At 56.5% G+C, this 23,656-nt stretch carries 21 protein-coding genes; 10 read left to right on the top strand and 11 right to left on the bottom strand.

Going from position 1 to position 23,656, the window contains the following annotated elements:
* Positions 1 to 36: 36 nt before the first annotated feature.
* Genes AC4OVU_RS06935 through sdhC form a run of 4 tightly spaced genes read right to left on the bottom strand, consistent with a single transcriptional unit; the run spans position 37 to position 3,280 of the window.
* Positions 37 to 753 carry a succinate dehydrogenase iron-sulfur subunit gene (locus AC4OVU_RS06935; RefSeq protein ID WP_023303307.1) on the bottom strand — a complete coding sequence of 239 codons (717 nt, stop codon included), beginning with the start codon at positions 751 to 753 and terminating at the stop codon, positions 37 to 39.
* A 15-nt stretch (positions 754 to 768) separates the two neighbouring features.
* The gene (gene sdhA / locus AC4OVU_RS06930; protein WP_003858619.1) at positions 769 to 2,535 is read right to left on the bottom strand and encodes a succinate dehydrogenase flavoprotein subunit; all 1,767 of its coding nucleotides are present in this window, start codon (positions 2,533 to 2,535) and stop codon (positions 769 to 771) included.
* On the bottom strand, positions 2,535 to 2,882 hold the full coding sequence (gene sdhD / locus AC4OVU_RS06925; RefSeq protein WP_003858621.1) for a succinate dehydrogenase membrane anchor subunit: 348 nt from the start codon (positions 2,880 to 2,882) through the stop codon (positions 2,535 to 2,537). Before sdhD ends, sdhA begins: the two co-directional genes overlap by 1 nt.
* On the bottom strand, positions 2,876 to 3,280 hold the full coding sequence (gene sdhC / locus AC4OVU_RS06920) for a succinate dehydrogenase cytochrome b556 subunit (RefSeq protein ID WP_026080740.1): 405 nt from the start codon (positions 3,278 to 3,280) through the stop codon (positions 2,876 to 2,878). The genes sdhD and sdhC overlap by 7 nt, the downstream gene beginning before the upstream one ends.
* A 639-nt stretch (positions 3,281 to 3,919) precedes the next feature.
* On the opposite strand from sdhC, the gene AC4OVU_RS06915 reads away from it, so the two are divergent.
* Positions 3,920 to 5,203 (top strand): citrate synthase, encoded by a 1,284-nt coding sequence (locus AC4OVU_RS06915; RefSeq protein WP_006809584.1) that lies wholly within the window; start codon positions 3,920 to 3,922, stop codon positions 5,201 to 5,203.
* A gap of 84 nt (positions 5,204 to 5,287) precedes the next feature.
* Here AC4OVU_RS06915 and nei read toward each other — a convergent pair whose 3' ends face one another.
* The 7 genes from nei to AC4OVU_RS06880 all read right to left on the bottom strand — a co-directional run bounded on the left by nei (position 5,288) and on the right by AC4OVU_RS06880 (position 11,396).
* Positions 5,288 to 6,079, bottom strand: a complete 792-nt coding sequence (nei, locus tag AC4OVU_RS06910) for an endonuclease VIII (protein WP_023303305.1) — start codon at positions 6,077 to 6,079, stop codon at positions 5,288 to 5,290.
* 18 nt (positions 6,080 to 6,097) lie between these two features.
* Positions 6,098 to 6,838, bottom strand: coding sequence for a 5-oxoprolinase subunit PxpA (gene pxpA, locus AC4OVU_RS06905; protein WP_023303304.1), 741 nt, complete (start codon positions 6,836 to 6,838; stop codon positions 6,098 to 6,100).
* A complete protein-coding gene (pxpC, locus tag AC4OVU_RS06900) occupies positions 6,825 to 7,757 on the bottom strand; it encodes a 5-oxoprolinase subunit PxpC (protein ID WP_017384973.1) in 933 nt (310 codons plus the stop codon). Before pxpC ends, pxpA begins: the two co-directional genes overlap by 14 nt.
* Positions 7,751 to 8,407 (bottom strand): 5-oxoprolinase subunit PxpB, encoded by a 657-nt coding sequence (gene pxpB, locus AC4OVU_RS06895; RefSeq protein WP_003858633.1) that lies wholly within the window; start codon positions 8,405 to 8,407, stop codon positions 7,751 to 7,753. The genes pxpC and pxpB overlap by 7 nt, the downstream gene beginning before the upstream one ends.
* A 14-nt stretch (positions 8,408 to 8,421) precedes the next feature.
* Entirely contained in the window at positions 8,422 to 9,165 is a 744-nt protein-coding gene (locus AC4OVU_RS06890; protein WP_026094364.1) for a type 2 GTP cyclohydrolase I, read from the bottom strand.
* A 10-nt stretch (positions 9,166 to 9,175) separates the two neighbouring features.
* A complete protein-coding gene (gene phrB, locus AC4OVU_RS06885) occupies positions 9,176 to 10,588 on the bottom strand; it encodes a deoxyribodipyrimidine photo-lyase (RefSeq protein ID WP_110292665.1) in 1,413 nt (470 codons plus the stop codon).
* Positions 10,589 to 11,189: 601 nt separating this feature from the next.
* Positions 11,190 to 11,396 (bottom strand): YbfA family protein, encoded by a 207-nt coding sequence (locus AC4OVU_RS06880; protein ID WP_003858637.1) that lies wholly within the window; start codon positions 11,394 to 11,396, stop codon positions 11,190 to 11,192.
* Positions 11,397 to 11,705: 309 nt separating this feature from the next.
* Here AC4OVU_RS06880 and kdpF point away from each other — a divergent pair, with 309 nt between their 5' ends.
* From kdpF to potE, 9 genes are all read left to right on the top strand, one after another.
* Positions 11,706 to 11,795, top strand: coding sequence for a K(+)-transporting ATPase subunit F (kdpF, locus tag AC4OVU_RS06875; protein WP_003858638.1), 90 nt, complete (start codon positions 11,706 to 11,708; stop codon positions 11,793 to 11,795).
* Positions 11,795 to 13,474, top strand: coding sequence for a potassium-transporting ATPase subunit KdpA (kdpA, locus tag AC4OVU_RS06870; protein WP_110292666.1), 1,680 nt, complete (start codon positions 11,795 to 11,797; stop codon positions 13,472 to 13,474). Before kdpF ends, kdpA begins: the two co-directional genes overlap by 1 nt.
* A gap of 18 nt (positions 13,475 to 13,492) precedes the next feature.
* Positions 13,493 to 15,541 carry a potassium-transporting ATPase subunit KdpB gene (gene kdpB, locus AC4OVU_RS06865; protein ID WP_023303301.1) on the top strand — a complete coding sequence of 683 codons (2,049 nt, stop codon included), beginning with the start codon at positions 13,493 to 13,495 and terminating at the stop codon, positions 15,539 to 15,541.
* A 12-nt stretch (positions 15,542 to 15,553) separates the two neighbouring features.
* Positions 15,554 to 16,129, top strand: a complete 576-nt coding sequence (gene kdpC / locus AC4OVU_RS06860) for a potassium-transporting ATPase subunit KdpC (protein WP_015571119.1) — start codon at positions 15,554 to 15,556, stop codon at positions 16,127 to 16,129.
* Positions 16,130 to 18,817 (top strand): two-component system sensor histidine kinase KdpD, encoded by a 2,688-nt coding sequence (kdpD, locus tag AC4OVU_RS06855; RefSeq protein ID WP_023303300.1) that lies wholly within the window; start codon positions 16,130 to 16,132, stop codon positions 18,815 to 18,817. It begins immediately after the preceding gene.
* A complete protein-coding gene (gene kdpE, locus AC4OVU_RS06850; protein ID WP_003858643.1) occupies positions 18,814 to 19,491 on the top strand; it encodes a two-component system response regulator KdpE in 678 nt (225 codons plus the stop codon). Before kdpD ends, kdpE begins: the two co-directional genes overlap by 4 nt.
* Positions 19,492 to 19,769: 278 nt before the next feature.
* Positions 19,770 to 19,874, top strand: coding sequence for a leader peptide SpeFL (gene speFL, locus AC4OVU_RS06845; protein ID WP_003858645.1), 105 nt, complete (start codon positions 19,770 to 19,772; stop codon positions 19,872 to 19,874).
* A gap of 255 nt (positions 19,875 to 20,129) precedes the next feature.
* Positions 20,130 to 22,328, top strand: a complete 2,199-nt coding sequence (gene speF, locus AC4OVU_RS06840; protein WP_015571121.1) for an ornithine decarboxylase SpeF — start codon at positions 20,130 to 20,132, stop codon at positions 22,326 to 22,328.
* A complete protein-coding gene (potE, locus tag AC4OVU_RS06835; protein ID WP_003858648.1) occupies positions 22,325 to 23,638 on the top strand; it encodes a putrescine-ornithine antiporter in 1,314 nt (437 codons plus the stop codon). Before speF ends, potE begins: the two co-directional genes overlap by 4 nt.
* Positions 23,639 to 23,656: the final 18 nt, after the last annotated feature.

Raw genomic sequence — 23,656 nt, 5'->3', positions numbered from 1 at the left:
AGGCCGGATAAGCGCAGCGCCATCCGGCGTTGTTACTTACGCACTGCGCTGCAACAACATCGACTTAATATGGCCGATGGCGCGCGTCGGGTTCAGCCCCTTAGGACACACACTGACGCAGTTCATGATGCTATGGCAGCGGAATACGCTGAAAGCGTCACTTAGCCCTTCCAGACGATTCTCGGTTTCGGTATCGCGGCTGTCGATCAGGAAGCGATAGGCAGCCAGCAGACCCGCAGGGCCGATAAATTTATCCGGGTTCCACCAGAATGACGGGCATGACGTTGAACAGCATGCACAGAGAATACACTCGTACAACCCATCGAGTTTTTCACGCTGCTCAGGAGACTGTAAGTGCTCGCGAGCGGGTGGATTTTGCCCATTATTCAATAAGTAAGGCTTAATCTTCTCATATTGTGCATAGAATTGCCCCATGTCCACCACCAAATCACGCACGACCGGCAGGCCAGGCAGAGGACGGATCACAATTTTCTGGCCAGAACGCTGTAGCGCTGAAATTGGCGTAATACAGGCCAGACCGTTTTTGCCGTTCATGTTTACACCGTCAGAGCCACACACCCCTTCACGGCAGGAGCGGCGGAACGACAGCGTAGGATCTTTCTCTTTCAGCTGGATTAAGGCATCCAGCAGCATCATGTCACGACCTTCTTCCGCTTCGAGGGTGTAATCCTGCATACGCGGAGCATCGTCTACATCCGGGTTATAACGATAAACTGAGAATTCGAGTTTCATTATCCTGTCTCCGCATTAGTAAGTACGAATCTTCGGCGGGAACGCCGGACGCAGTTTCGGTTCCATGTTAACGCTACGACGCGTCATGGTTTCCGACTCTGGCAGATACAGGGAATGGCACAGCCAGTTTTCGTCATCACGATCCGGGAAGTCGAAGCGGCTATGGGCGCCACGGCTTTCGGTACGGAAGTTTGCCGACATCGCAGTGGCGAACGCGGTTTCCATCAGGTTATCCAGCTCCAGGCACTCAACGCGCTGGGTGTTGAACTCGCTGGAGGTATCATCCAGACGGGCATTCTTCAGACGCTCGCGGATCGCTTTCAGCTGCTCAAGCCCTTTGGCCATCGCGTCACCTTCACGGAATACCGAGAAGTTGTGCTGCATACACTCCTGCAACGCCTTACGGATCTCCACCGGATCTTCGCCGTTACGATTACCGTTCCAGCGATTGAGGCGCTCAAGAGAGGCATCTATTTCGTCATCGGTCGCATCACGCAGCGCGCCCTGCTCGGCAATAGATTCCTGGAGATGCAGACCCACCGCACGACCAAATACCACCAGGTCCAGCAGGGAGTTGCCGCCCAGACGGTTTGCGCCGTGCACGGATACGCAGGCAATTTCGCCTACCGCGAACAGGCCAGGGATGACCACGTCTTCGCCCTGCTCGTTCACGGTCAGCGCCTGACCGGTCACTTTGGTCGGAATACCGCCCATCATGTAGTGACAGGTTGGGATAACCGGAATTGGCTCTTTCACCGGGTCGACGTGAGCGAAGGTGCGGGACAGTTCCAGAATGCCCGGCAGGCGGGATTCCAGCACTTCTTTACCCAAATGGTCGAGTTTCAGCTTCGCGTGTGGACCCCAAGGGCCGTCACAGCCGCGGCCTTCACGGATTTCGATCATGATGGAACGCGCCACCACGTCACGGCCCGCAAGGTCTTTTGCGTTTGGCGCATAACGCTCCATGAAGCGCTCGCCATGTTTGTTCAGCAGGTAACCACCTTCACCACGGCAGCCTTCTGTCACCAGTACGCCCGCACCGGCGATACCGGTTGGGTGGAACTGCCACATCTCCATGTCCTGCACCGGCACGCCAGCGCGGATCGCCATCCCAACGCCGTCACCGGTGTTGATATGGGCGTTGGTAGTGGACTGATAGATACGGCCTGCGCCGCCGGTCGCCAGCACGGTTGCGCGGGCTTTGAAGTAGACCACTTCACCGGTTTCGATGCACAGGGCGGTACATCCCACCACGGCGCCATCGGCGTTTTTCACCAGATCCAGCGCATACCACTCGGAGAAGATGGTGGTGTGGTTTTTCAGGTTCTGCTGATACAGCGTGTGCAGCAGCGCGTGGCCGGTACGGTCAGCCGCCGCTGCGGTACGTGCCGCCTGCTCGCCGCCGAAGTTTTTCGACTGGCCGCCAAACGGACGCTGATAGATGGTGCCATTTTCCAGACGAGAGAACGGCAGACCCATGTGGTCCAGCTCCAGAATCGCTTCCGGGCCGGTTTTACACATATATTCGATGGCATCCTGGTCACCGATGTAATCGGAACCTTTTACCGTATCGTACATATGCCATTCCCAGTTATCTTCATGGGAATTACCCAGCGCAACGGTGATACCGCCCTGCGCAGACACAGTGTGGGAACGGGTCGGGAATACTTTAGAGAGCAGCGCACAGGTCTGGCCGCTCTGGGAAATTTGTAGTGCGGCGCGCATACCTGCGCCACCCGCACCAATCACAACAGCATCAAATTCTCTGACTGGCAGTTTCATTACACACCCCACACCACAACAAATCCATAAATGACGTAAACCAGCAGAGCAACAACAATAATCAGTTGCAGCGGAAGGCGAATCGCCAGCGGTTTAACGTAATCGGTCAACACCTGCCACATGCCGATCCAGGCATGAATAAGGATGGAGAACAGAGCCAGCAGGGTGAACACTTTGGTGAAGGCCGATCCGAAGAAACCACTCCAGATTTCCCACGTCAGCGTGCCGCTGGTCGCGAAGAAACCGATCATATAGATGATGTAAAGGGTGAGAACGATGGCGGTAGCACGGACCAGGATGAAGTCATGTACGCCGTTGCGTCCTAATGCGGAGGCGTTGCTTACCATACGAGAACTCCTGCGAGAAGTGAAAGCACGACAGTGATCACAAATGAAATGTTAGCGGTACGTTTACCGGCCTCGAACGTCTCTTCCAGGTAGCCAAAGTCCATCAGCATATGGCGAACGCCGCCAACCACGTGATAGGCCAGCGCGGTCAGAATGCCCCACATGATAAATTTCACGAAGAAGCTGTTCATAATGGCTGAGGCCTGGAGGAATCCTTCAGGGGATGAGAGGCTGGTTCCCAGTAACCACAGCAAGATACCGACCGCCACAAACGTAATCACACCAGAAACACGGTGCAGAATGGACGCTATTGCTGTTACAGGGAATCGGATCGTTTTCAGATCCAGATTGACAGGTCTTTGTTTTTTCACATTTCTTATCATGAATAACGCCCACATGCTGTTCTTATTGTTTCCTTCCTCCGGACTGCGATGCGGGTCAGACAGCGTTCCTTTTCTATAACTGCGCGTCATGCAAAACATTGCTTCCAAATGCTAAAACGACACGTTACAACGCTGGGTGGCTCGGGATTGCAGGGTGTTCCGGAGACCTGGCGGCAGTATAGGCCGTTCACAAAATCATTACAATTAACCTACATACAGTTTGTTGGGTTTTCTCTGGAACAGTGATCGGGGTCACGATAACAACATCTTTTTAATTTTTAATCATCTGATTTGACAAATGTTAAACAATATTGTTACAAACGTCATCAGAAAAGGCATATAATGCGCAAAAGTTATGAGGTCTCTCTTTCACCTGACAAATAGTTATGTAACAGTGTGATGGTATTGACCGAAGTTATCAGGACAGTTATTAGTGATATACAGGTTTGAATAATTCGGACTGCAAAAACGCTGATTTGCTGTTGTTTCACTGATATTTCATTCGTTTACCTGCAAGGCGCCATAGCTCTGTACCCTGGTTTCTCCTCGTGAGCTGAGCGGTAAGCCAAATAACAATCTGGTAACGATGATTAACAGCTGAAAGCAAATCCGGTAAAGCGCAGTCTTAAGCATAAGGCGCTAAGGAGACCGTAAATGGCTGATACAAAGGCAAAACTCACCCTAAATGGTGATGATGCTATTGAACTGGATGTGCTAAAAGGCACGCTCGGTCAGGATGTTATTGATATCCGTACGCTGGGTTCCAAAGGGGTATTCACCTTTGACCCTGGATTCACCTCCACCGCATCTTGCGAATCCAAAATCACCTACATTGACGGTGACGAAGGTATCCTGCTCCATCGCGGCTTCCCCATCGATCAGTTAGCCACCGAATCCAACTATCTGGAAGTGTGCTACATCCTGCTGAACGGCGAAAAACCGACGCAGGCCCAGTACGATGAATTTAAAACCACCGTGACCCGTCACACCATGATCCATGAGCAGATTACCCGTCTGTTCCATGCGTTCCGTCGTGACTCTCATCCGATGGCGGTCATGTGCGGTATTACCGGTGCGCTGGCGGCGTTCTACCACGATTCTCTGGACGTGAATAACCCACGTCACCGTGATATCGCGGCGTTCCGTCTGCTGTCTAAAATGCCTACCATGGCGGCGATGTGTTACAAATACTCTATCGGTCAGCCGTTTGTGTACCCACGCAACGACCTCTCCTACGCGGGTAACTTCCTGCGTATGATGTTCTCCACACCGTGCGAAGAGTACGAAGTGAACCCGGTGCTGGAACGCGCGATGGACCGTATTCTGATCCTGCACGCTGACCACGAACAAAACGCCTCGACCTCTACCGTCCGTACCGCGGGCTCTTCCGGCGCGAACCCGTTCGCCTGTATCGCTGCGGGCATCGCCTCCCTGTGGGGACCGGCGCACGGCGGCGCGAACGAAGCGGCACTGAAGATGCTGGAAGAGATCAGCTCCGTTGAGCACATTCCTGAGTTCGTGCGTCGCGCGAAAGACAAGAATGATTCTTTCCGCCTGATGGGCTTCGGTCACCGCGTTTACAAAAACTACGACCCGCGCGCGACCGTCATGCGTGAAACCTGCCACGAAGTGCTGAAAGAGCTGGGAACGAAAGATGATCTGCTGGAAGTGGCGATGGAGCTGGAACACATCGCGCTGAACGACCCGTACTTCATCGAGAAGAAACTCTACCCGAACGTCGATTTCTACTCTGGCATTATTCTGAAAGCGATGGGTATTCCGTCTTCCATGTTCACCGTAATCTTCGCCATGGCCCGTACCGTGGGCTGGATTGCGCACTGGAACGAAATGCACAGCGAAGGCATGAAGATCGCCCGTCCTCGTCAGCTGTATACCGGCTACGAGCAGCGTGATTTTAAGTCTGACATTAAGCGCTAAAAAACACGCCCGGCGGCGCTTCGCTTGCCGGGCCTACAAGTGCGAGATGTAGGCCGGGTAAGGCGTAGCCACCACCCGGCTTTTTTACATCTGGCACCCAGGACACCAGTAAAACGGCCTGGAAGAGATCGTCGCCTTCTCAATCACCCCGCCGCACCGCTCACACTTTTTACCTGCCCGATGAAACACCCTGAAGCGGAACAGCGCCCCGTGATGCTTGTTCTCATCCACCACGCCGCGCGTGTTGTACGACAGCCGTGGAAGATCCAGTAACGCGTGCGACAGCGCCTCCAGCTGTTCATCGCTCAGCTGCGACGCTTTGCGCTGCGGCGCCAGCCCCACTTCCCAGAGGATCTCCACCCGCAGGTAGTTTCCCAGCCCCGCCAGAAATGCCTGATCGAGCAACAGCCCGGAAAACTGCCGGTTGCGGAATGTGGCGGATAACAACCGGGCTTTCACATCGCTTGCCGTCAGACGCATGTCGAGCACGTCCGGCCCGACCCGCTGTAAGAACGGATGCGTCAGCAGCTGCTCCGGCGTTAACATTTCGATATCAGAGGCGCTGTAAAGCAGGATCGCCTTATCCGCCGTTTGTAGCCGCACGCGCAGCACGCGGGTCGTTTGCGGCTGCTCGTCCGCCTCCACCACCCGCCAGACACCGTAAAGCTGATTATGGCTGTATAACGTCAGGTTATGGGAAAAGTGGGTGAGTAACGCCTTGCCGCGCGTTTCAATGTGGGTCACCGTCTGCCCCACCAGCTGCGATTCAAACGGCTTGAGTTGAGGAAAGGCAAACCAGACGTGTGTCAGAGGTTTGCCCTTTATCGCCGCCTCCAGGCTATCCGCCGCGCGGCGGATCTCCGGACCTTCTGGCATGTTATTGTCCTTTCATGATTATTCTGCGCTGACAACAATGCCCTCTTCCGAGAACGCCGCCCGCAGGCGTCGCGCAAACTGGAGCGCATGCTCGCCGTCACCGTGTAAGCACACCGTATCAGCCTGAACGTTTGCCGTTGTCCCCTCCGTTGAGGTTACTCGCCCGAAGCGCACCATCTCCAGCGTCTGCGCCAGTGCTTTACCTTCGTCGGTGATCAGCGCACCGGCCTGCGTACGCGGAACCAGACTACCGTCCGGCAGGTATCCCCGATCGGCAAACACTTCCTGCCGCGTAGTCAGCCCCAGCCGTTCTCCGGCACGAATAAGCTCGCTGCCCGCCAGGCCTACCAGAATCAGTTGCGGATTACAGTCCCGCACCGCGCGGGCAATGGCGTCTGCCAGCACCGGATCTTTCGCCGCCTGGTTATAGAGCATGCCGTGCGGCTTGACGTGGCGCAACACGCCATTCTCAGCGCGCACTATCGCCTCCAGGGCGCCGATCTGGTAGAGCATTTGCGCGTAAACCGTCTCAGGCGGCAGAACCATCACCGTGCGACCAAAGTTTTCCCGGTCGGGAAAGCTGGGGTGAGCGCCAATCGCCACGCGGTTTTTCATGGCATTGCGCACGCTCGCCAGCATGGTCTGCGCATCGCCGGCATGAAACCCGCAGGCGATGTTCACCGAGGAGACCAGCGTCATCAGCGCCGCATCGGCGCTGCTGCCCTCCCCCAGATCGGCGTTTAAATCAATCTTTACCATCGAGCCTCCACGCCAGCTGATCGAGATAACGCTGCTGATCCTGCCGGGCTTTCAGCGCCTCCTCCAGCGAACACTGCACAAAATGAATGGGCTGACCTAGAGGAATTTGCGCCAGATGGTAGCGATCCGCTTCGATAATGCAGGCAATACGCGGATATCCCCCCGTGGTTTGCGCATCGTTCATCAGTACGATGGGCTGCCCGTTGCCCGGCACCTGAATCACCCCGGGCAACAGACCATGGGAAAGCAGTTCCCGGTCAGTCGTGCGGGTCAGCGGCTGCCCCTGAAGCCGGTAACCCATGCGGTTACTCTGCGGGCTGATCTTCCACGGCGAGCGCCAGAAAGACTCTTTCGCGGCTTCATCAAACTCATGGTATTCCGGTCCTGGTAAGGCGCGGATCACGTTCCCCCACAGCAGCTGTTTCACGCCCTGCGTGGTGGTGAAATGGCGCGTTGAGGTCTTTATCCGCAGACGATCGCCGTCACGCAGCAGCCGTCCTTCATGGCCGCCCATTCCCGCTTTCTGGTCGGTGCTGGATGAGCCCAACACCTCCGGCACGTCGATCCCCCCCGCCACCGCAAGATAGCTGCGCACGCCGTGCAGAGGACGCTTGAGCGTCAGACGCTGCCCGGCCTTCGCCCGCAGGCGCCAGCCGGTCCACACCGCTTTGCCGTCCAGCATCGCGTCACAGCCCGCGCCGGTTAAGGCAAACCAGGTTTCCTGACCAAACTCAATCACGCACTGACCCAGCGTAATTTCTAACGCCGCCGTGCTGCCTGCGTTACCTACCAGCAGGTTGGCAATCTCCAGCGAAGGGCGATCGAGCGCACCGCAGTAGCTTACGCCCGACTGACGCAACCCAAAACGCCCGGCATCCTGTACCGAGGTGTAAAGCCCTGCGCGAATAAGCGTTAACATACCCCCTCCTTCTGCGGGATAAAGCGCAGGGTATCCCCCGGACGCAGGAGTATGGGCGCGTCCTGGCCTGGTTCAAATAACGGCGTGGACGTGTGCCCAATCAGCTGCCAGCCTCCCGGTGAGGCGAGCGGATAAATTCCCGTTTGCTCGCCACCAATCGCCACGCTGCCCGCCGGTACGCTCAGGCGCGGCTCAGCCCGGCGCGGCGTATGCAGCTGGGGCGATAACCCGCCCAGATAGGGGAAACCCGGCTGAAATCCCAAAAACCAGACAACATAGTCGACTGAGCTATGCAGCTCCACAACCTGCTTCTCCGTTAATCCACAGTGTTCGGCCACCACGCCAAGGTCGGGACCTCCCTTGCCGCCATAGACAACCGGGATCTCAATCGTCCGCGATTCCGGCTCCAGCGCCTCGCTCTCCTCCCACCAGCGTTGCAGACGCTCAATGGCATCCAGCGCCCCCGTGTGCGGATCACGCAGCACCACGGTGATATTATTCATACCCGGAATAGCTTCAACCACGCCGGGTAGCTCGGGCAGTCGCTGAGCCAGACGCCAGATACGCTTTTGCGTGGCAAGCGTCACCGGAGGCTCAAGCTCCAGAACTACCGCGGTTTCACCCAGAAGATAACAACGCGCTCGCTGCACTTAACTACCTCTCATCAGGCCGGATTAGGGATATCAATAAACGTCACATCCAGATCGGTATTTTCCGTCAGCCACTCGCTGAGGGCGCGGATGCCGCCACGCTCGGTGGCGTGATGGCCCGCCGCGTAAAAATGCAGGCCTTGTTCACGGGCTGAGTGAATGGTCTGCTCGGAGACTTCGCCGGTAATGAAGGCGTCGACACCAAAACGCGCCGCGCTGTCAATAAAGCCCTGGCCGCCGCCGGTGCACCATGCCACGCGCTTCACGGTATCCGGCCCGGTGTCGCCGCACCACAGCGGACGACGCCCCAGGCGCGCTTCGATCCACGAAGCCAGCTCCAGACCCGGAACCGGCATCGACAGTTCGCCCCACGGCACCAGAGGTTCAATTTCGCCCATCACGGTAATCCCCAGCAGCTGCGCAAGCTGAACGTTATTTCCCAGTTCAGGATGCGCATCGAGCGGCAGGTGATAGCCGTACAGATTGATGTCATTCGCCAGCAGCGTTTTGAGTCGGTTGCGCTTCATGCCGCGAATAATCGGTGATTCGTTTTTCCAGAAATAACCGTGGTGGACAATCACCGCATCGGCTTCCTGACGCACCGCCTCATCCAGCAGCGCCTGGCTTGCCGTCACGCCGGTGATGATTTTTTGCACCGCCTCGCGCCCCTCCACCTGCAAGCCATTCGGGCCGTAGTCGCTAAACGAAGCCGTGTTGAGTTTTTCGTTAATCAGGCGTTCCAGTTCACTGTTTTTCATCATCATTCTCTCAAACTTTTCGGGCGGCTTCGTACGCCGCCAGCGTGGCGACGCGCGCCTGTTTATGGTCGACAATGGGACGGGGATAGTTCAGGGTAACACGCTGTTTATCCGCCCATACCCAGGGCTCATGAATGGCTTTGGCCGGGACATCCTTTAGCTCAGGCAGCCAGCGACGGATAAACTCGCCGTCGGCGTCAAATCGTTGTCCCTGCGTGGTCGGATTGAAGATCCGAAAATAGGGAGCCGCATCCGTTCCGGTGGAGGCCGCCCACTGCCAGCCGCCGTTATTCGCCGCCAGATCGCCATCGATCAGCTGAGAGATAAAATAACGCTCTCCGGTTCGCCAGTCGATAAGCAGATCCTTCACCAGGAAGCTGGCGGTAATCATACGCAGGCGGTTATGCATCCACCCGGTTTCATTGAGCTGCCGCATAGCCGCATCAACAATCGGGAAGCCGGTGAGCCCACGCTGCCATGCTTTAAGCAGCTTCTCATTCGACTGCCACTGTACCTGTTCGGTCCAACGAATAAAGGGCCGATGTTTACACAAATCAGGATGATACGTCATCAGATGGCGATAAAACTCACGCCAGATCAGTTCGTTCAGCCACACTGCGCCCGCCCCCCTGTCTAAGGCCTGAGGCTGTTCCGCCAGCAGGCGATGTAAACACTGGCGCGGAGAGAGCGCGCCCAGCGCTAAACAGGCCGACAAGCGGCTGGTGCCTTCAGTCGCTGGAAAATCCCGACGCGCCTCGTACTCTGCCGCCCCCTGCGTGCAGAACTGACGCAACCGGTCAATAGCTGCTTTCTCACTGGCGGGGAATACTGTTTCATCGAACGACTGCTGGGGATAATTCAGCCTGATCGCCGGCAGATCCGTTATCGTTTCCCCTCTCACGGTCGGGGCGGTAACGCACTCAGGTAGTCCCTCTTTCAGGCGTTTGATAAAGGCATTTTTAAACGGCGTGAAAACTTTATACATTTCGTGGCTACCGGTCATTACGCTGCCCGGCGCGAGCATCACGCTGTCATCAAAGCCTTCACAGACCACGCCCGCAAGGGTTTTCTCCAGCTGACGATCCCGCTGTTGCTCGTTGAATTCATACTGATAGTTGTAATAAAGATGCGTTACTGCGTGCTGCTGGCAGATTGCCTGCACCGTCTGGCGCTGCGCGGCAAAATCATGGGCCTCTTTATAGATCAGCGGAATGCCTTTTTCAGCCAGTGAATGTTGCAGGTCATTCAGATACGCGCTGAGTAGTGCCGCTTGCCGGGGCGCCATGTCGTGCTGCCGCCACTGTTCAGGCGTGGCGATAAACAGGGCCAGCACATTCGCGTCTTTAGCGCGGCAGGCCGCCGCGAGAGCGAAGTTGTCGTGAATGCGTAAATCCGCGCGAAACCAAACCAGATGGGTGGGCATAAAACTCCAGGCAATTGTCCATTATGTCCGTAAGGGCATGCCGTAAAAGGAAAAAGGCATGCATTGAACTACTTTGCCATGAAGTGTAGACGGGATGAAATAAAAAAGGCCGCCCGAGGCGGCCTTAACGCTACTTGTCCTGCGCTATCAGGGTAAAGGCAATAAACACATCCGGTTTATCACTCTTTACAACGAGTGCGCTGGCGACAATGAACGCGATGCATAAATAGCGTTTCACTATGCGGTCCCTGCTGCTAACCGCTCCACCTATCACCACCGGTGATAAATCGGTGGACACAAGCTCTGTGTGGAGCCTGACTCACGGTTGTGGTAACACCTTTCCCGGGACCGGTGCCCATTTGCGAGATGGCGGAAAGGGACGCTGCATAGTAGGCATCACGTGAGCAAAACGTCATCCATTGAACCTGTTTTTAAGAATTTATTTAGGAGTGAAGCGTTTGCTTATTAAACCAGCAGAAGTATGCTTGTAAGCCTCTGTGTGAGAGCTTGAAAACTACCCAACGGACCGCGAATCCCGAGGGACAAAAAAACCGCCACATTGCTGTAGGCGGTTTTTTTATGGCTACGATGTCACACCGTATCAGTAGAAATCGCAGGTCGCTTTCTCGGCCTGATCCATCCACACCGGCTTCTCGCTGGTTTTCGCCCAGACGCGGTGCAGGTAACTGTAGAAACGTGCGCGATCTTTCCAGAACAGCATCACCGGCAGGGCCAGCACGCCAGCCACTACGGCGAAAGTGCGACGCATGAAAATGATATGAGCCGGAAACTCTTTATAAAGATCCATAATTTTCTCCCCTGTAGTTGGCCGGAAACCGTCTCCGGAAAATGTGAAATCTGTGACCTGGTTAAAATAATACCGCTTTGTTTGTAATTTTACTACTCATCCGACCACTTATTTTCATTCATTTCGTGAATATTTACATTCCCGCCTGTAATTAAGTTACAAAAAAGTTAACGATTTACTTACCAATAGTTAAATTGTGGTCTTTCCCTTTTTATACTTTTTTTACACCTGCCCTTCTGATTTTTGCGAAATCTTTGCGCCATAAATCCTACCGTTTGTACAACAACAAAAGTCACCCGGAGGTGGATTGTGAGTGCAGGTCTGATTGCCGGCATCGTGCTGGTGTTCCTGTTATTGGGTTATCTGATTTATGCCCTGATTAATGCGGAGGCATTCTGATGGCTGCTCAGGCGTTTTTGCTTATTGCCAGCTTTTTACTGGTGCTGTTTGTGCTCGCCAGGCCGCTGGGAACAGCGCTGGCGCGTCTGATAAACAACGTGCCATTGCCGGGCACGCGAAATATTGAAAACGTGCTCTGGCGCATTTCAGGTATCAGCGATCGGGAAATGAACTGGCGCCAGTACCTAATGGCGATACTGCTTCTGAATATCCTGGGGCTTATTGCCCTCTTTACGCTGCTGATGCTCCAGGGCAGTCTGCCGTTGAACCCGCAGCAGTTACCGGGTTTATCCTGGCATCTGGCGCTGAACACGGCGGTCAGCTTTGTCACCAACACCAACTGGCAGTCTTACGCTGGTGAAACCACGCTCAGCTACTTCAGCCAGATGGCCGGGTTAACCGTGCAAAACTTTCTTTCTGCGGCCAGCGGTATCGCGGTGATCTTCGCCCTGACGCGCGCGTTTGCCCGTCAGAATGTCAGCACCCTCGGCAACGCCTGGGTTGATGTCACGCGCATCTCCCTTTGGATCCTGGTGCCTGTTGCGCTGATTATTGCCCTGTTCTTTATTCAGCAAGGCACTCTGCAAAACCTGCTGCCTTATACCCCTTACACCTCGCTTGAAGGGGCCAGGGAACTCCTTCCTATGGGGCCGGTGGCGTCGCAGGAAGCGATCAAGATGCTGGGCACCAACGGCGGCGGCTTCTTCAACGCCAACTCATCGCATCCGTTTGAAAACCCAACGGCATTAACCAATTTTGTACAGATGCTGGCGATCTTCCTGATCCCCGCCGCGCTCTGCTTCGCCTTTGGCGATGTGGTTAACGATCGCCGCCAGGGACGTACGCTGCTGTGGGCGATGTCGTTGATCTTCGTGGTCTGCGTAGCACTGGTGATGTGGGCCGAATGGAACGGCAACAGCCACTTCATGCAGCTGGGGGCTAACAGCAATATCAACCTGGAAGGCAAAGAGAGCCGCTTCGGCATTCTTGCCAGCAGCCTCTATGCGGTGGTCACCACGGCGGCCTCCTGCGGGGCAGTGAACGCCATGCACGACTCTTTTACCGCGCTCGGCGGCATGATCCCGATGTGGCTGATGCAGATTGGCGAGGTAGTTTTCGGTGGGGTCGGTTCGGGGCTGTACGGCATGCTGTTGTTCGTTCTGCTCGCCGTGTTTATCGCCGGGCTAATGATCGGTCGCACGCCGGAGTATCTCGGCAAAAAAATCGACGTCCGCGAAATGAAATTAACCGCGCTGGCAATTCTGGTCACCCCCACCCTTGTGCTGCTCGGTACCGCGCTGGCGCTGATGACCGACGCCGGGCGCAACGGCATCTTTAACACGGGCATTCACGGCTTTAGCGAAGTGCTTTACGCCGTTTCGTCTGCCGCCAACAACAACGGCAGCGCCTTTGCAGGATTAAGCGCCAACTCGCCGTTCTGGAACTGTTTGCTGGCGTTCTGCATGTTCATCGGACGTTTCGGCGTGATTATTCCCGTCATGGCGATCGCTGGAACACTGGTGAATAAGAAGATCCAGCCGACCACCACCGGTACGTTACCGACTCACGGCGCGCTGTTCGTCGGCCTGCTGATTGGCACCGTTTTGCTGGTGGGTGCCCTGACCTTTATCCCCGCCCTCGCGTTAGGCCCGGTTGCGGAATATCTCTCTTTACGCTGATTTTGCGGAGAATTTGTCATGAGTCGTAAACAACTGGCCCTGCTCGAACCGACGTTAGTTCGTCAGGCCCTCATGGATGCGGTAAAAAAACTGAGCCCGCGCGTGCAGTGGCACAACCCGGTGATGTTTATTGTCTGGACTGGAAGTTTACTCACCACCGCACTGGCGATTGCCATGGGAACGGGACAGCTTTCAGGGAATGCAACCTTTACCGGCGCCATCAGCCTGTGGCTGTGGTTTACCGTGCTGTTCGCCAACTTTGCCGAAGCGCTGGCGGAAGGCCGCAGTAAGGCGCAGGCCAACAGCCTGAAAGGGGTAAAAAAAACCGCCTTTGCGCGCAAATTACGCGAACCTAAATACGGCGCGCAGATGGACCACGTTCCGGCGGATGAACTGCGCAAAGGTGACGTGGTGCTGGTGGAAGCTGGCGACATCATCCCCTGCGACGGTGAGGTGATCGAGGGCGGCGCGTCGGTAGACGAAAGCGCCATTACCGGGGAATCCGCACCGGTGATCCGTGAGTCGGGCGGAGATTTCGCCTCAGTTACCGGCGGAACGCGCATTCTTTCCGACTGGCTGGTGATCCAGTGCAGCGTTAACCCGGGCGAAACCTTTCTCGACCGGATGATCGCCATGGTGGAAGGCGCACAGCGTCGTAAAACGCCGAACGAGATCGCCCTGACCATTCTGCTGGTGGCGCTCACCATTGTCTTCCTGCTGGCAACGGCGACCCTGTGGCCCTTCTCCGCCTACGGCGGTACAGCGGTTAGCATCACCGTACTGATCGCCCTGCTCGTCTGTCTGATCCCCACCACTATCGGCGGCCTGCTTTCCGCGATTGGCGTGGCGGGGATGAGCCGGATGCTGGGCGCGAACGTCATCGCCACCAGCGGACGCGCCGTTGAAGCGGCGGGTGACGTAGACGTGCTGCTGCTGGATAAAACCGGGACCATCACCCTGGGCAATCGTCAGGCCTCTGACTTTCTACCTGCTCCCGGCGTGGATGAAAAAACGCTGGCTGACGCGGCGCAGCTTTCCTCGCTGGCCGATGAAACGCCGGAAGGCCGCAGTATCGTGATCCTCGCCAAGCAGCGCTTTAACCTGCGCCAGCGCGACGTTCAGAGCCTGCACGCCACGTTCGTGCCCTTCACAGCGCAAACCCGAATGAGCGGAATTAACATTCAGGACCGGATGATCCGTAAAGGGTCCGTTGATGCCATTCGCCGTCATATTGAAGCCAATAATGGACACTTCCCCCCGGAAGTCGACCACCTGGTGGAAAGCGTGGCGCGTCAGGGAGCAACCCCGCTGGTGGTGGCGGAAGGTGCAAGCGTTCTGGGGGTTATCGCCCTGAAGGATATCGTTAAAGGCGGTATTAAAGAGCGTTTCGCCCAGATGCGTAAGATGGGCATTAAAACAGTGATGATCACCGGGGATAACCGTCTGACTGCGGCGGCCATTGCCGCCGAAGCGGGCGTGGATGATTTCCTTTCCGAAGCGACGCCGGAAGCGAAGCTGGCACTCATTCGCCAGTATCAGGCGGAAGGCCGTCTGGTGGCGATGACCGGCGACGGCACCAACGACGCCCCGGCGCTGGCGCAGGCCGACGTGGCGGTGGCGATGAACTCCGGTACCCAGGCGGCAAAAGAGGCGGGCAACATGGTGGATCTCGACTCGAACCCGACCAAGCTGATCGAAGTGGTACATATCGGGAAGCAGATGCTGATGACGCGCGGCTCGCTGACCACGTTCAGTATCGCCAACGACGTGGCGAAGTATTTCGCCATCATTCCGGCGGCTTTTGCGGCAACCTACCCGCAGTTGAATGCCCTGAACGTGATGCACCTGCACTCTCCGGCCTCGGCCATTTTGAGCGCGGTGATCTTCAACGCGCTGATTATTGTCTTTCTTATTCCGCTGGCGCTGAAAGGGGTGAGCTATAAGCCGCTGACGGCCGCCGCCATGCTGCGCCGTAACCTGTGGATTTACGGTCTGGGTGGGCTGGTGGTGCCCTTTATTGGGATCAAGGTTATCGACATGCTGTTAACGCTGTTCGGGCTGGTTTAAAAGGTGGATCCAATGACGATGTTACGTCCCGCTATACTGTTGTTTATTCTGCTGTCTCTGATTACCGGCGGGCTTTACCCGCTGATGACTACCGCGCTGGGCCAGTGGTGGTTTAAAGATCAGGCCAACGGCTCGCTGATTATCCAGAACGGTGAAAACCGCGGCTCGCGTCTGATTGGGCAGAACTTTACGGACCCGCGCTACTTCCAGGGACGCCCTTCCGCCACTGCGGAAAGCCCGTATAATCCAATGGCCTCCGGCGGCAGCAATCTGGCTGGCAGTAATCCTGACCTGGACAAAGCCGTTGCTGAACGCGTTGCCGCCCTGCGCGCCGCGAATCCGCAGGCCAGCCGTGAGGTGCCGGTTGAGCTGATCACCGCTTCCGCGAGCGGGCTGGATTACAGCCTGACGCCGGATGCGGTGGTGTGGCAGATCCCACGCGTGGCAGCCGCCCGTCAGCTGACCGTCGAGCAGGTGAGCCAGCTGGTCGCAGAACATACGCAAAAGCCGCTGGTCAGCTTCATCGGCATGCCGGTAGTGAACATTGTTGAGCTGAATCTGGCGCTGGACGCGCTAAGGAAGAACTAAATGACCGACGAGCCCATGCGCCCGGATCCGGACAGGCTGCTTGAACAGACGGCTGAAGCCCACCGCGGCAAGCTGAAAATTTTCTTCGGCGCCTGCGCGGGCGTCGGGAAAACCTTCGCCATGCTGACGGAAGCCCAGCGGCTTCGGGCGCAGGGGCTTGATATTCTCATCGGCGTGGTGGAAACCCACGGTCGCAAAGAGACGGCTGCGCTGCTGAAGGGGCTGGCGACGCAGCCGCCCCAGCGTATCAGCCATCGCGGGCGGCTGGTCACGGAGTTTGATCTTGATGCCGCCCTCGCCCGCCGCCCTGCCCTGATCCTGATGGACGAACTGGCGCACAGCAATGCGCCAGGCTCCCGCCATCCGAAGCGCTGGCAGGATGTTGAGGAGCTGCTTGAGGCAGGCATTAACGTCTTCACCACGGTGAATGTTCAGCATCTGGAAAGCCTGAACGACGTAGTGAGCGGCGTAACCGGTATCCAGGTGCGGGAAACCGTCCCCGATCCGTTTTTTGATTCTGCCGATGAAGTCGTACTGGTTGACCTGCCGCCGGACGATCTACGCCAGCGCCTGCACGAAGGCAAAGTGTATATTGCCGGCCAGGCCGAACGCGCCATCGAACATTTTTTCCGCAAAGGAAACCTGATTGCCCTGCGCGAGCTGGCCCTGCGCCGCACCGCCGATCGCGTTGATGACCAGATGCGCGCCTGGCGAGACCTACAGGGACAAGAGCGCGTCTGGCACACGCGGGACGCCATTCTGTTATGCATTGGTCACGGCAGCGGCAACGAAAAACTGGTTCGCACCGCCGCCCGGCTGGCAGCGAAATTTGGCAGCGTCTGGCACGCGGTCTACGTCGAAACGCCGCAGCTGCATGGCCTGCCAGAAAATCAGCGTCGCGCCATTTTGAGCGCGCTGCGGCTGGCGCAGGAGCTGGGTGCCGAAACCGCCACCCTTTCCGAACCGCAGGAAGATAAAGCCATTCTGCGCTACGCGCGCGAGCACAACCTGGGCAAGATTGTCATTGGACGTCGACAGCATCGCCGCTGGTTTAGCCGCGAATCTTTTGCCGACAGGCTGGCCCGCCGCGCGCCGGATCTTGATTTAGTCATCGTCGCGCTGGATGACAAGCCCGCCCCTCTGCCCAACCGTACGCCGGATGCTCGCACCTTTGGCGATAAATGGCGCATTCAGATCCGGGGTTGCCTGGTGGCCGTGGTCCTTTGCGCCCTGATTACGGTGATTGCCAGCCAGTGGCTCATCGCCTTCGACGCCGCCAATCTGGTCATGATTTATCTGCTCGGCGTCGTTGTGGTCGCGCTCTTTTATGGCCGCTGGCCGTCGGTGCTGGCAACGGTGATCAACGTCATCAGCTTCGACCTTTTTTTTATCGCTCCGCGCGGGACGCTTGCTGTCTCGGACGTGCAGTACATTCTGACCTTTGCCGTGATGCTTACCGTCGGGCTGGTGATCGGGAATCTGACGGCAGGCGTACGCTACCAGGCACGCATTGCCCGCTATCGCGAGCAGCGCACGCGCCATCTGTATGAAATGTCAAAATCGCTGGCGGTTGGCCGCACGCAGCGGGATATCGTGCAGACCAGCGAGCAGTTTATCCGTTCGACCTTTCATGCCAGTAACCTGATTTTGCTCCCCGACGAACAGGGGCGCCTTCGCCCGCTGACCTCCCCTTCGGGGATGACGCCCTGGGATGAAGCGATTGCCCGCTGGAGTTTCGATAAGGGGTTACCTGCCGGCGCCGGCACCGACACGCTGCCCGGCGTGCCTTACCAGATCCTGCCGCTGCGCAGCGCGGATAAGAATCACGGGCTGGTCATCGTCGAGCCGTCTAACCTGCGTCAGCTGATGATCCCAGAGCAGCAGCGCCTGCTGGAAACCTTCACCCTGCTGGTCGCCAGCGCCCTTGAACGGCTGGCGCTCACCGCCAGCGAAGAGCAGGCGCGGCTGGCAAGCGAGCGCGAAAGTATTCGCAATTCGCTGCTGGCAGCGCTGTCTCACGATTTGCGCACCCCGCTTACCGTGCTGTTTGGCCAGTCCGAAATTCTGACGCTGGATCTGGCAGCGGAAGGATCAAAGCACGCGATGCAGGCCAGCGAAATTCGCCAGCACGTGCTGAATACCACGCGCCTGGTGAACAACCTGCTGGACATGGCGCGCATTCAGTCCGGCGGGTTTAACCTCAAAAAAGAGTGGCTCACCCTTGAGGAGGTTGTCGGCAGTGCGCTGAAGATGCTGGAGCCGGGTCTCGGCGGGCGACATATTGAGCTGGACATGCCGGAACCCCTGACGTTAATCCATGTGGATGGCCCGCTGTTTGAGCGCGTGCTGATTAATCTGCTGGAAAACGCGGCTAAATACGCCGGGACAAAGGCCCGGCTGGGGATTGCTGCCAGGGTGGATAAACGTGTGCTGCGGCTCGACGTCTGGGATAACGGGCCGGGTATTCCGGCCGGTCAGGAGCGCGCCATATTCGAAAAATTTGCGCGCGGTAATAAGGAATCCGCCATTCCGGGCGTTGGGCTGGGTCTGGCGATCTGCCAGGCGATTGTCGACGTGCATGGTGGCACCATTTCCGCAGAGAACCGCCCGGAAGGTGGGGCACGCTTTTGTGTTACACTTCCTCTTGAAACCCCACCAGAACTTGATGAATTACCAGAGGATTTGTGATTAACGTTCTGATTGTTGAAGATGAGCTCGCTATCAGCCGATTTCTGCGTACCGCGCTGGAAGGCGACGGCTTGCGCGTGCATGAAGCCGGTACGCTTCAACGGGGGTTAATTGAAGCCGCCACCCGCAAGCCAGATCTGGTGATCCTGGATCTGGGACTTCCGGATGGCGACGGCATCGATTTTATTCGTGAGGTGCGTCAGTGGAGCCAGATGCCCATTCTGGTGCTCTCTGCCCGCACCGAAGAGACGGATAAAATCGCCGCGCTGGATGCCGGAGCGGATGATTATCTGATCAAACCGTTTGGCATTGGCGAGTTACAGGCCCGGCTTCGTGTGGCGCTGCGTCGACACAGTGCCACGTCCCCTTCCGATCCGGTGTACGCCTTTGGCGATATCCGCGTCGATCTTGCCGCCCGCCGCATCGTGCGTGGGGAAGAAGAGATCCACCTTACGCCTATCGAATTTCGTCTGCTGGCCGTGCTGCTCAATAACCACGGAAAAGTGTTAACGCAGCGACAGCTGTTAAGCCAGGTCTGGGGACCGAATGCTGTCGAGCATAGTCACTATTTACGCATTTATATGGGACACCTTCGCCAGAAACTTGAAGCCGATCCCGCGCGTCCTCGTCATTTATTAACAGAAACCGGTATCGGATATCGGTTTATGATCTGAATAAGTATTCACTTTAATTTTAAATAAAAAACATACCAGCCTTAATATAGCCATGAAAATAACGATGAGTTTATTTTCATAGCTATACCCGCCCTCTTTAAACACAATTAAAACATCAATTTAACACCGAACCAACAAAACAGCATTTTGATCTGCGTTATTCACTCAAAACGACTAATTATTTCTGAAATGATCGGTTATTGGTGATCTGTTTCACAGTTAATCCCTTTCTCCTGGATAAAATGACCATGCTTTCAATTACTGAAAGGAAACTGAACATGGAAAACAATAATCGTTTAATGCCCCATATAAGGCGGACAACACATATCATGATGTTTGCCCACCGTAACTGTTTTGACTTTCATCTCTTTAACGCCCGGTAGTCCTTCGACTTCTGGCGCATCTGCTTACAGGTTATCCTGAAAAACGCTATTTTACAGGCTGTTGCCTGTGAACACCTGCGCTCATTCCTTGTGATTCAGATTCTCCGCAACCGGGCGGACTGAATTCTACTCAGCAAAAAAGCAATTAACTGATTTCGTATCAGCGGACACGCTTTGCTTTTTTTTCCGGAAATAATCGATTTCTTTACCGCAAGAAGTCGAGGGCCCCATATTGCCTGAAATAAAGAGATAAAGATGAAAACGTTAAAAATTGCCGTCAGCCGTGCCTGCCCTGAATGCTTTACCACTTCGCGCGACATCGTGGATATCACCGCATCAGATTATATTGATGTGGCAGCCGTGGTTCTGGCCGTCAGCGATATTTTCAATGGCGCCATAGAAGAAATAGAAGCCACGGGATTCGGCATCCCGGTGTTTATTGCCACGCATAAAGAAGAAAGGGTTCCGGCTGAATTTCTGTCGCGTATTCACGGCGTTTTTGAGTACTCCGACACCAGCAATGCGTACTACGGACGCCAGCTTGAAGCGGCTGCGCAGAAGTACGAAACCCAGCTCCGCCCGCCGTTCTTCCGCGCGCTGGTCGATTACGTCCAGCAGGGGAACAGCGCGTTTGACTGCCCCGGACATCAGGGAGGCCAGTTCTTCCGCCGCCATCCGGCCGGAAACCAGTTTGTCGATTTCTTTGGCGAAACGCTTTTCCGCGCCGATCTGTGCAATGCCGACGTGGCAATGGGCGATCTGCTGATCCACGAAGGCGCGCCATGCATCGCCCAGCAGCATGCGGCAAAAGTCTTTAATGCGGATAAAACCTACTTCGTGCTGAACGGCACCTCCTCTTCCAACAAGGTGGTGCTCAATGCCCTGCTCACGCCAGGCGATCTGGTGCTGTTCGATCGCAATAACCATAAATCTAATCACCACGGGGCGCTGTTACAGGCGGGCGCGACGCCGGTGTATCTGGAAACGGCGCGCAACCCGTACGGATTTATCGGCGGTATCGACGCACACTGTTTCGACGAGAGCTACCTGCGGGAGCTGGTGTCAGAGGTCGCGCCTGGCCGTGCGCGGGATGAACGTCCGTTCCGTCTGGCGGTGATCCAGCTGGGCACCTACGACGGTACCATTTATAACGCCCGTCAGGTGGTGGATAAGATTGGTCACCTGTGCGATTACATTCTGTTTGACTCCGCCTGGGTGGGTTACGAGCAGTTTATCCCGATGATGGCCGACTGCTCGCCGCTGCTGCTGGAGCTGAACGAAAACGATCCGGGCATTCTGGTGACCCAGTCGGTGCATAAGCAGCAGGCGGGCTTCTCGCAAACCTCGCAAATCCATAAGAAGGACAGCCACATAAAAGGCCAGCCGCGCTATGTCCCGCATAAACGCCTCAACAACGCCTTTATGATGCACGCCTCCACCAGCCCGTTTTATCCGCTGTTTGCCGCCCTGGATATCAACGCCCGCATGCACGAGGGGCAAAGTGGGCGCAACATGTGGATGGACTGCGTGGTGACGGGTATTGAAGCGCGGAAACTGATCCTTCAGAACTGTCAGTTTATTCGTCCGTTCGTGCCGGAGACGGTGGATGGCCGTCCATGGGAAAGCTGGGATACGGCAGAGATTGCTACCGATCTGCGCTTCTTCCATTTCGTTCCGGGCGAACGCTGGCACGCCTTTGAGGGATATGCCGAGCATCAGTATTTTATCGATCCCTGCAAACTGCTGCTGACTACGCCGGGCATCAACGCCCGCACCGGTGAGTACGATGATTTCGGCGTGCCCGCCACCATCCTCGCCAACTTCCTGCGTGAAAACGGTATCGTGCCGGAAAAATGCGACCTCAATTCCATTCTGTTCCTGCTCACCCCGGCGGAGGACATGGGCAAATTGCAGCAGCTCGTCGCCCAGCTGGTGCGCTTCGAAAAACTGCTCCAGAGCGATGTGCCGCTGAAAGAGGTTCTGCCCTCTCTTTATAAGCAACATCCGGAACGTTATGCGGATTATACCCTGCGTCAGATTTGTCAGGAGATGCATGACCTCTACGCCCGCCATAACGTGAAGCAACTGCAAAAAGAGATGTTCCGCAAGTCTCACTTCCCACGCGTCATGATGAACCCGCAGGAGGCGAACTATGCCTATCTGCGCGGTGAGGTCGAGCTGGTGTCCCTGCGCGACGCGGAAGGCCGTATCGCCGCGGAAGGCGCGCTGCCTTACCCACCGGGGGTGTTGTGCGTGGTGCCGGGAGAAGTCTGGGGCGGTTCCGTGCTGCGCTATTTCGCCGCGCTGGAAGACGGGATCAATCTGCTGCCGGGTTTTGCGCCGGAGTTACAGGGGGTTTACGTCGAGGAGTGTGACGGTCGCAAACAGGTGCGCTGCTACGTCATCAAACAACCTGCCGCTCAGCCATCGCTGCTGAAAGGAGAAAAATTATGAGTAAGGCCAACAAGATGGGCGTGGTGCAACTCACTATTCTCACCATGGTGAATATGATGGGTTCGGGGATCATCATGCTCCCCACCAAGCTCGCTGAAGTGGGGACGATTTCGATTATCTCCTGGCTTGTTACCGCCGTGGGTTCGATGGCGCTGGCGTGGGCGTTTGCCAAGTGCGGTATGTTCAGCCGCAAGTCCGGCGGCATGGGCGGCTATGCCGAATATGCGTTTGGTAAGTCCGGTAACTTTATGGCGAACTATACCTATGGCGTGTCGCTGCTGATCGCCAATGTGGCGATTGCCATTTCCGCTGTCGGTTACGGCACAGAGCTGTTTGGCGCGACGCTGACCCCGGTGCAAATTGGGCTGGCGACCATCGGCGTGCTCTGGATCTGCACCGTCGCTAACTTTGGCGGCGCGCGCATCACCGGACAGCTCAGCAGCATCACCGTCTGGGGCGTCATCATCCCGGTTGTCGGCCTGTGCATCATCGGCTGGTTCTGGTTCAGCCCGACGCTGTACGCCAATTCCTGGAATCCGCATCACGTACCGTTCTTCACCGCCGTGGGATCGTCCATCGCCATGACGCTGTGGGCCTTCCTCGGGCTGGAGTCGGCCTGTGCGAATGCGGAAGTGGTGGAAAACCCGGAGAAAAATGTGCCGATCGCGGTACTCGGCGGGACGCTGGGGGCGGCGGTGATCTATATCGTCTCAACCAACGTGATTGCGGGAATTGTGCCCAACATGGATCTGGCTAACTCCACGGCGCCGTTCGGACTGGCGTTTGCGCAGATGTTTACGCCGGAGGTAGGGAAAGTGATCATGGGACTGATGGTGATGTCCTGCTGCGGCTCGCTGCTGGGCTGGCAGTTCACCATCGCCCAGGTATTCAAATCTTCCGCTGACGAAGGTTATTTCCCGAAAATCTTCTCCCGCGTCACCAAAGCGGATGCGCCGGTGCAGGGTATGCTGGCGATTGTGATTTTCCAGAGCGGTTTGTCGCTGATGACCATCAGCCCGTCACTGAACAGCCAGTTTAACGTGCTGGTCAACCTGGCGGTGGTGACGAACATCATTCCGTACATTCTGTCGATGGCGGCGCTGGTGATTATTCAGAAGGTGGCGAAGGTGGATCCGCGCAAAGCCCGGGCGGCCAATATCGTGGCGCTGATTGGGGCGATTTACAGCTTCTATGCGCTCTACTCGTCCGGTCAGGAGGCGATGCTGTATGGGGCGATGGTGACATTCATGGGCTGGACGCTGTACGGTCTGGTCTCACCACGGTTTGAACTGAAGAATAAACATAGTTAAAAAAGAAGCCCGGTGGCA

It is taken from the genome of Enterobacter sp. 6722112 (assembly GCF_058661685.1).
Note: the sequence above shows the minus strand (reverse complement) of the source record. Positions and strands in the feature narration are given on the sequence as shown.

Coding starts and splice junctions, on each gene's coding strand:
- AC4OVU_RS06935 (WP_023303307.1), bottom strand. CDS start 753: ATGAAACTCGAATTCTCAGTTTATCGTTATAACCCGGATGTAGACGAT.
- sdhA (WP_003858619.1), bottom strand. CDS start 2,535: ATGAAACTGCCAGTCAGAGAATTTGATGCTGTTGTGATTGGTGCGGGT.
- sdhD (WP_003858621.1), bottom strand. CDS start 2,882: ATGGTAAGCAACGCCTCCGCATTAGGACGCAACGGCGTACATGACTTC.
- sdhC (WP_026080740.1), bottom strand. CDS start 3,280: ATGTGGGCGTTATTCATGATAAGAAATGTGAAAAAACAAAGACCTGTC.
- AC4OVU_RS06915 (WP_006809584.1), top strand. CDS start 3,920: ATGGCTGATACAAAGGCAAAACTCACCCTAAATGGTGATGATGCTATT.
- nei (WP_023303305.1), bottom strand. CDS start 6,079: ATGCCAGAAGGTCCGGAGATCCGCCGCGCGGCGGATAGCCTGGAGGCG.
- pxpA (WP_023303304.1), bottom strand. CDS start 6,838: ATGGTAAAGATTGATTTAAACGCCGATCTGGGGGAGGGCAGCAGCGCC.
- pxpC (WP_017384973.1), bottom strand. CDS start 7,757: ATGTTAACGCTTATTCGCGCAGGGCTTTACACCTCGGTACAGGATGCC.
- AC4OVU_RS06890 (WP_026094364.1), bottom strand. CDS start 9,165: ATGAAAAACAGTGAACTGGAACGCCTGATTAACGAAAAACTCAACACG.
- phrB (WP_110292665.1), bottom strand. CDS start 10,588: ATGCCCACCCATCTGGTTTGGTTTCGCGCGGATTTACGCATTCACGAC.
- AC4OVU_RS06880 (WP_003858637.1), bottom strand. CDS start 11,396: ATGGATCTTTATAAAGAGTTTCCGGCTCATATCATTTTCATGCGTCGC.
- kdpA (WP_110292666.1), top strand. CDS start 11,795: ATGGCTGCTCAGGCGTTTTTGCTTATTGCCAGCTTTTTACTGGTGCTG.
- kdpB (WP_023303301.1), top strand. CDS start 13,493: ATGAGTCGTAAACAACTGGCCCTGCTCGAACCGACGTTAGTTCGTCAG.
- kdpC (WP_015571119.1), top strand. CDS start 15,554: ATGACGATGTTACGTCCCGCTATACTGTTGTTTATTCTGCTGTCTCTG.
- kdpD (WP_023303300.1), top strand. CDS start 16,130: ATGACCGACGAGCCCATGCGCCCGGATCCGGACAGGCTGCTTGAACAG.
- speFL (WP_003858645.1), top strand. CDS start 19,770: ATGGAAAACAATAATCGTTTAATGCCCCATATAAGGCGGACAACACAT.
- speF (WP_015571121.1), top strand. CDS start 20,130: ATGAAAACGTTAAAAATTGCCGTCAGCCGTGCCTGCCCTGAATGCTTT.
- potE (WP_003858648.1), top strand. CDS start 22,325: ATGAGTAAGGCCAACAAGATGGGCGTGGTGCAACTCACTATTCTCACC.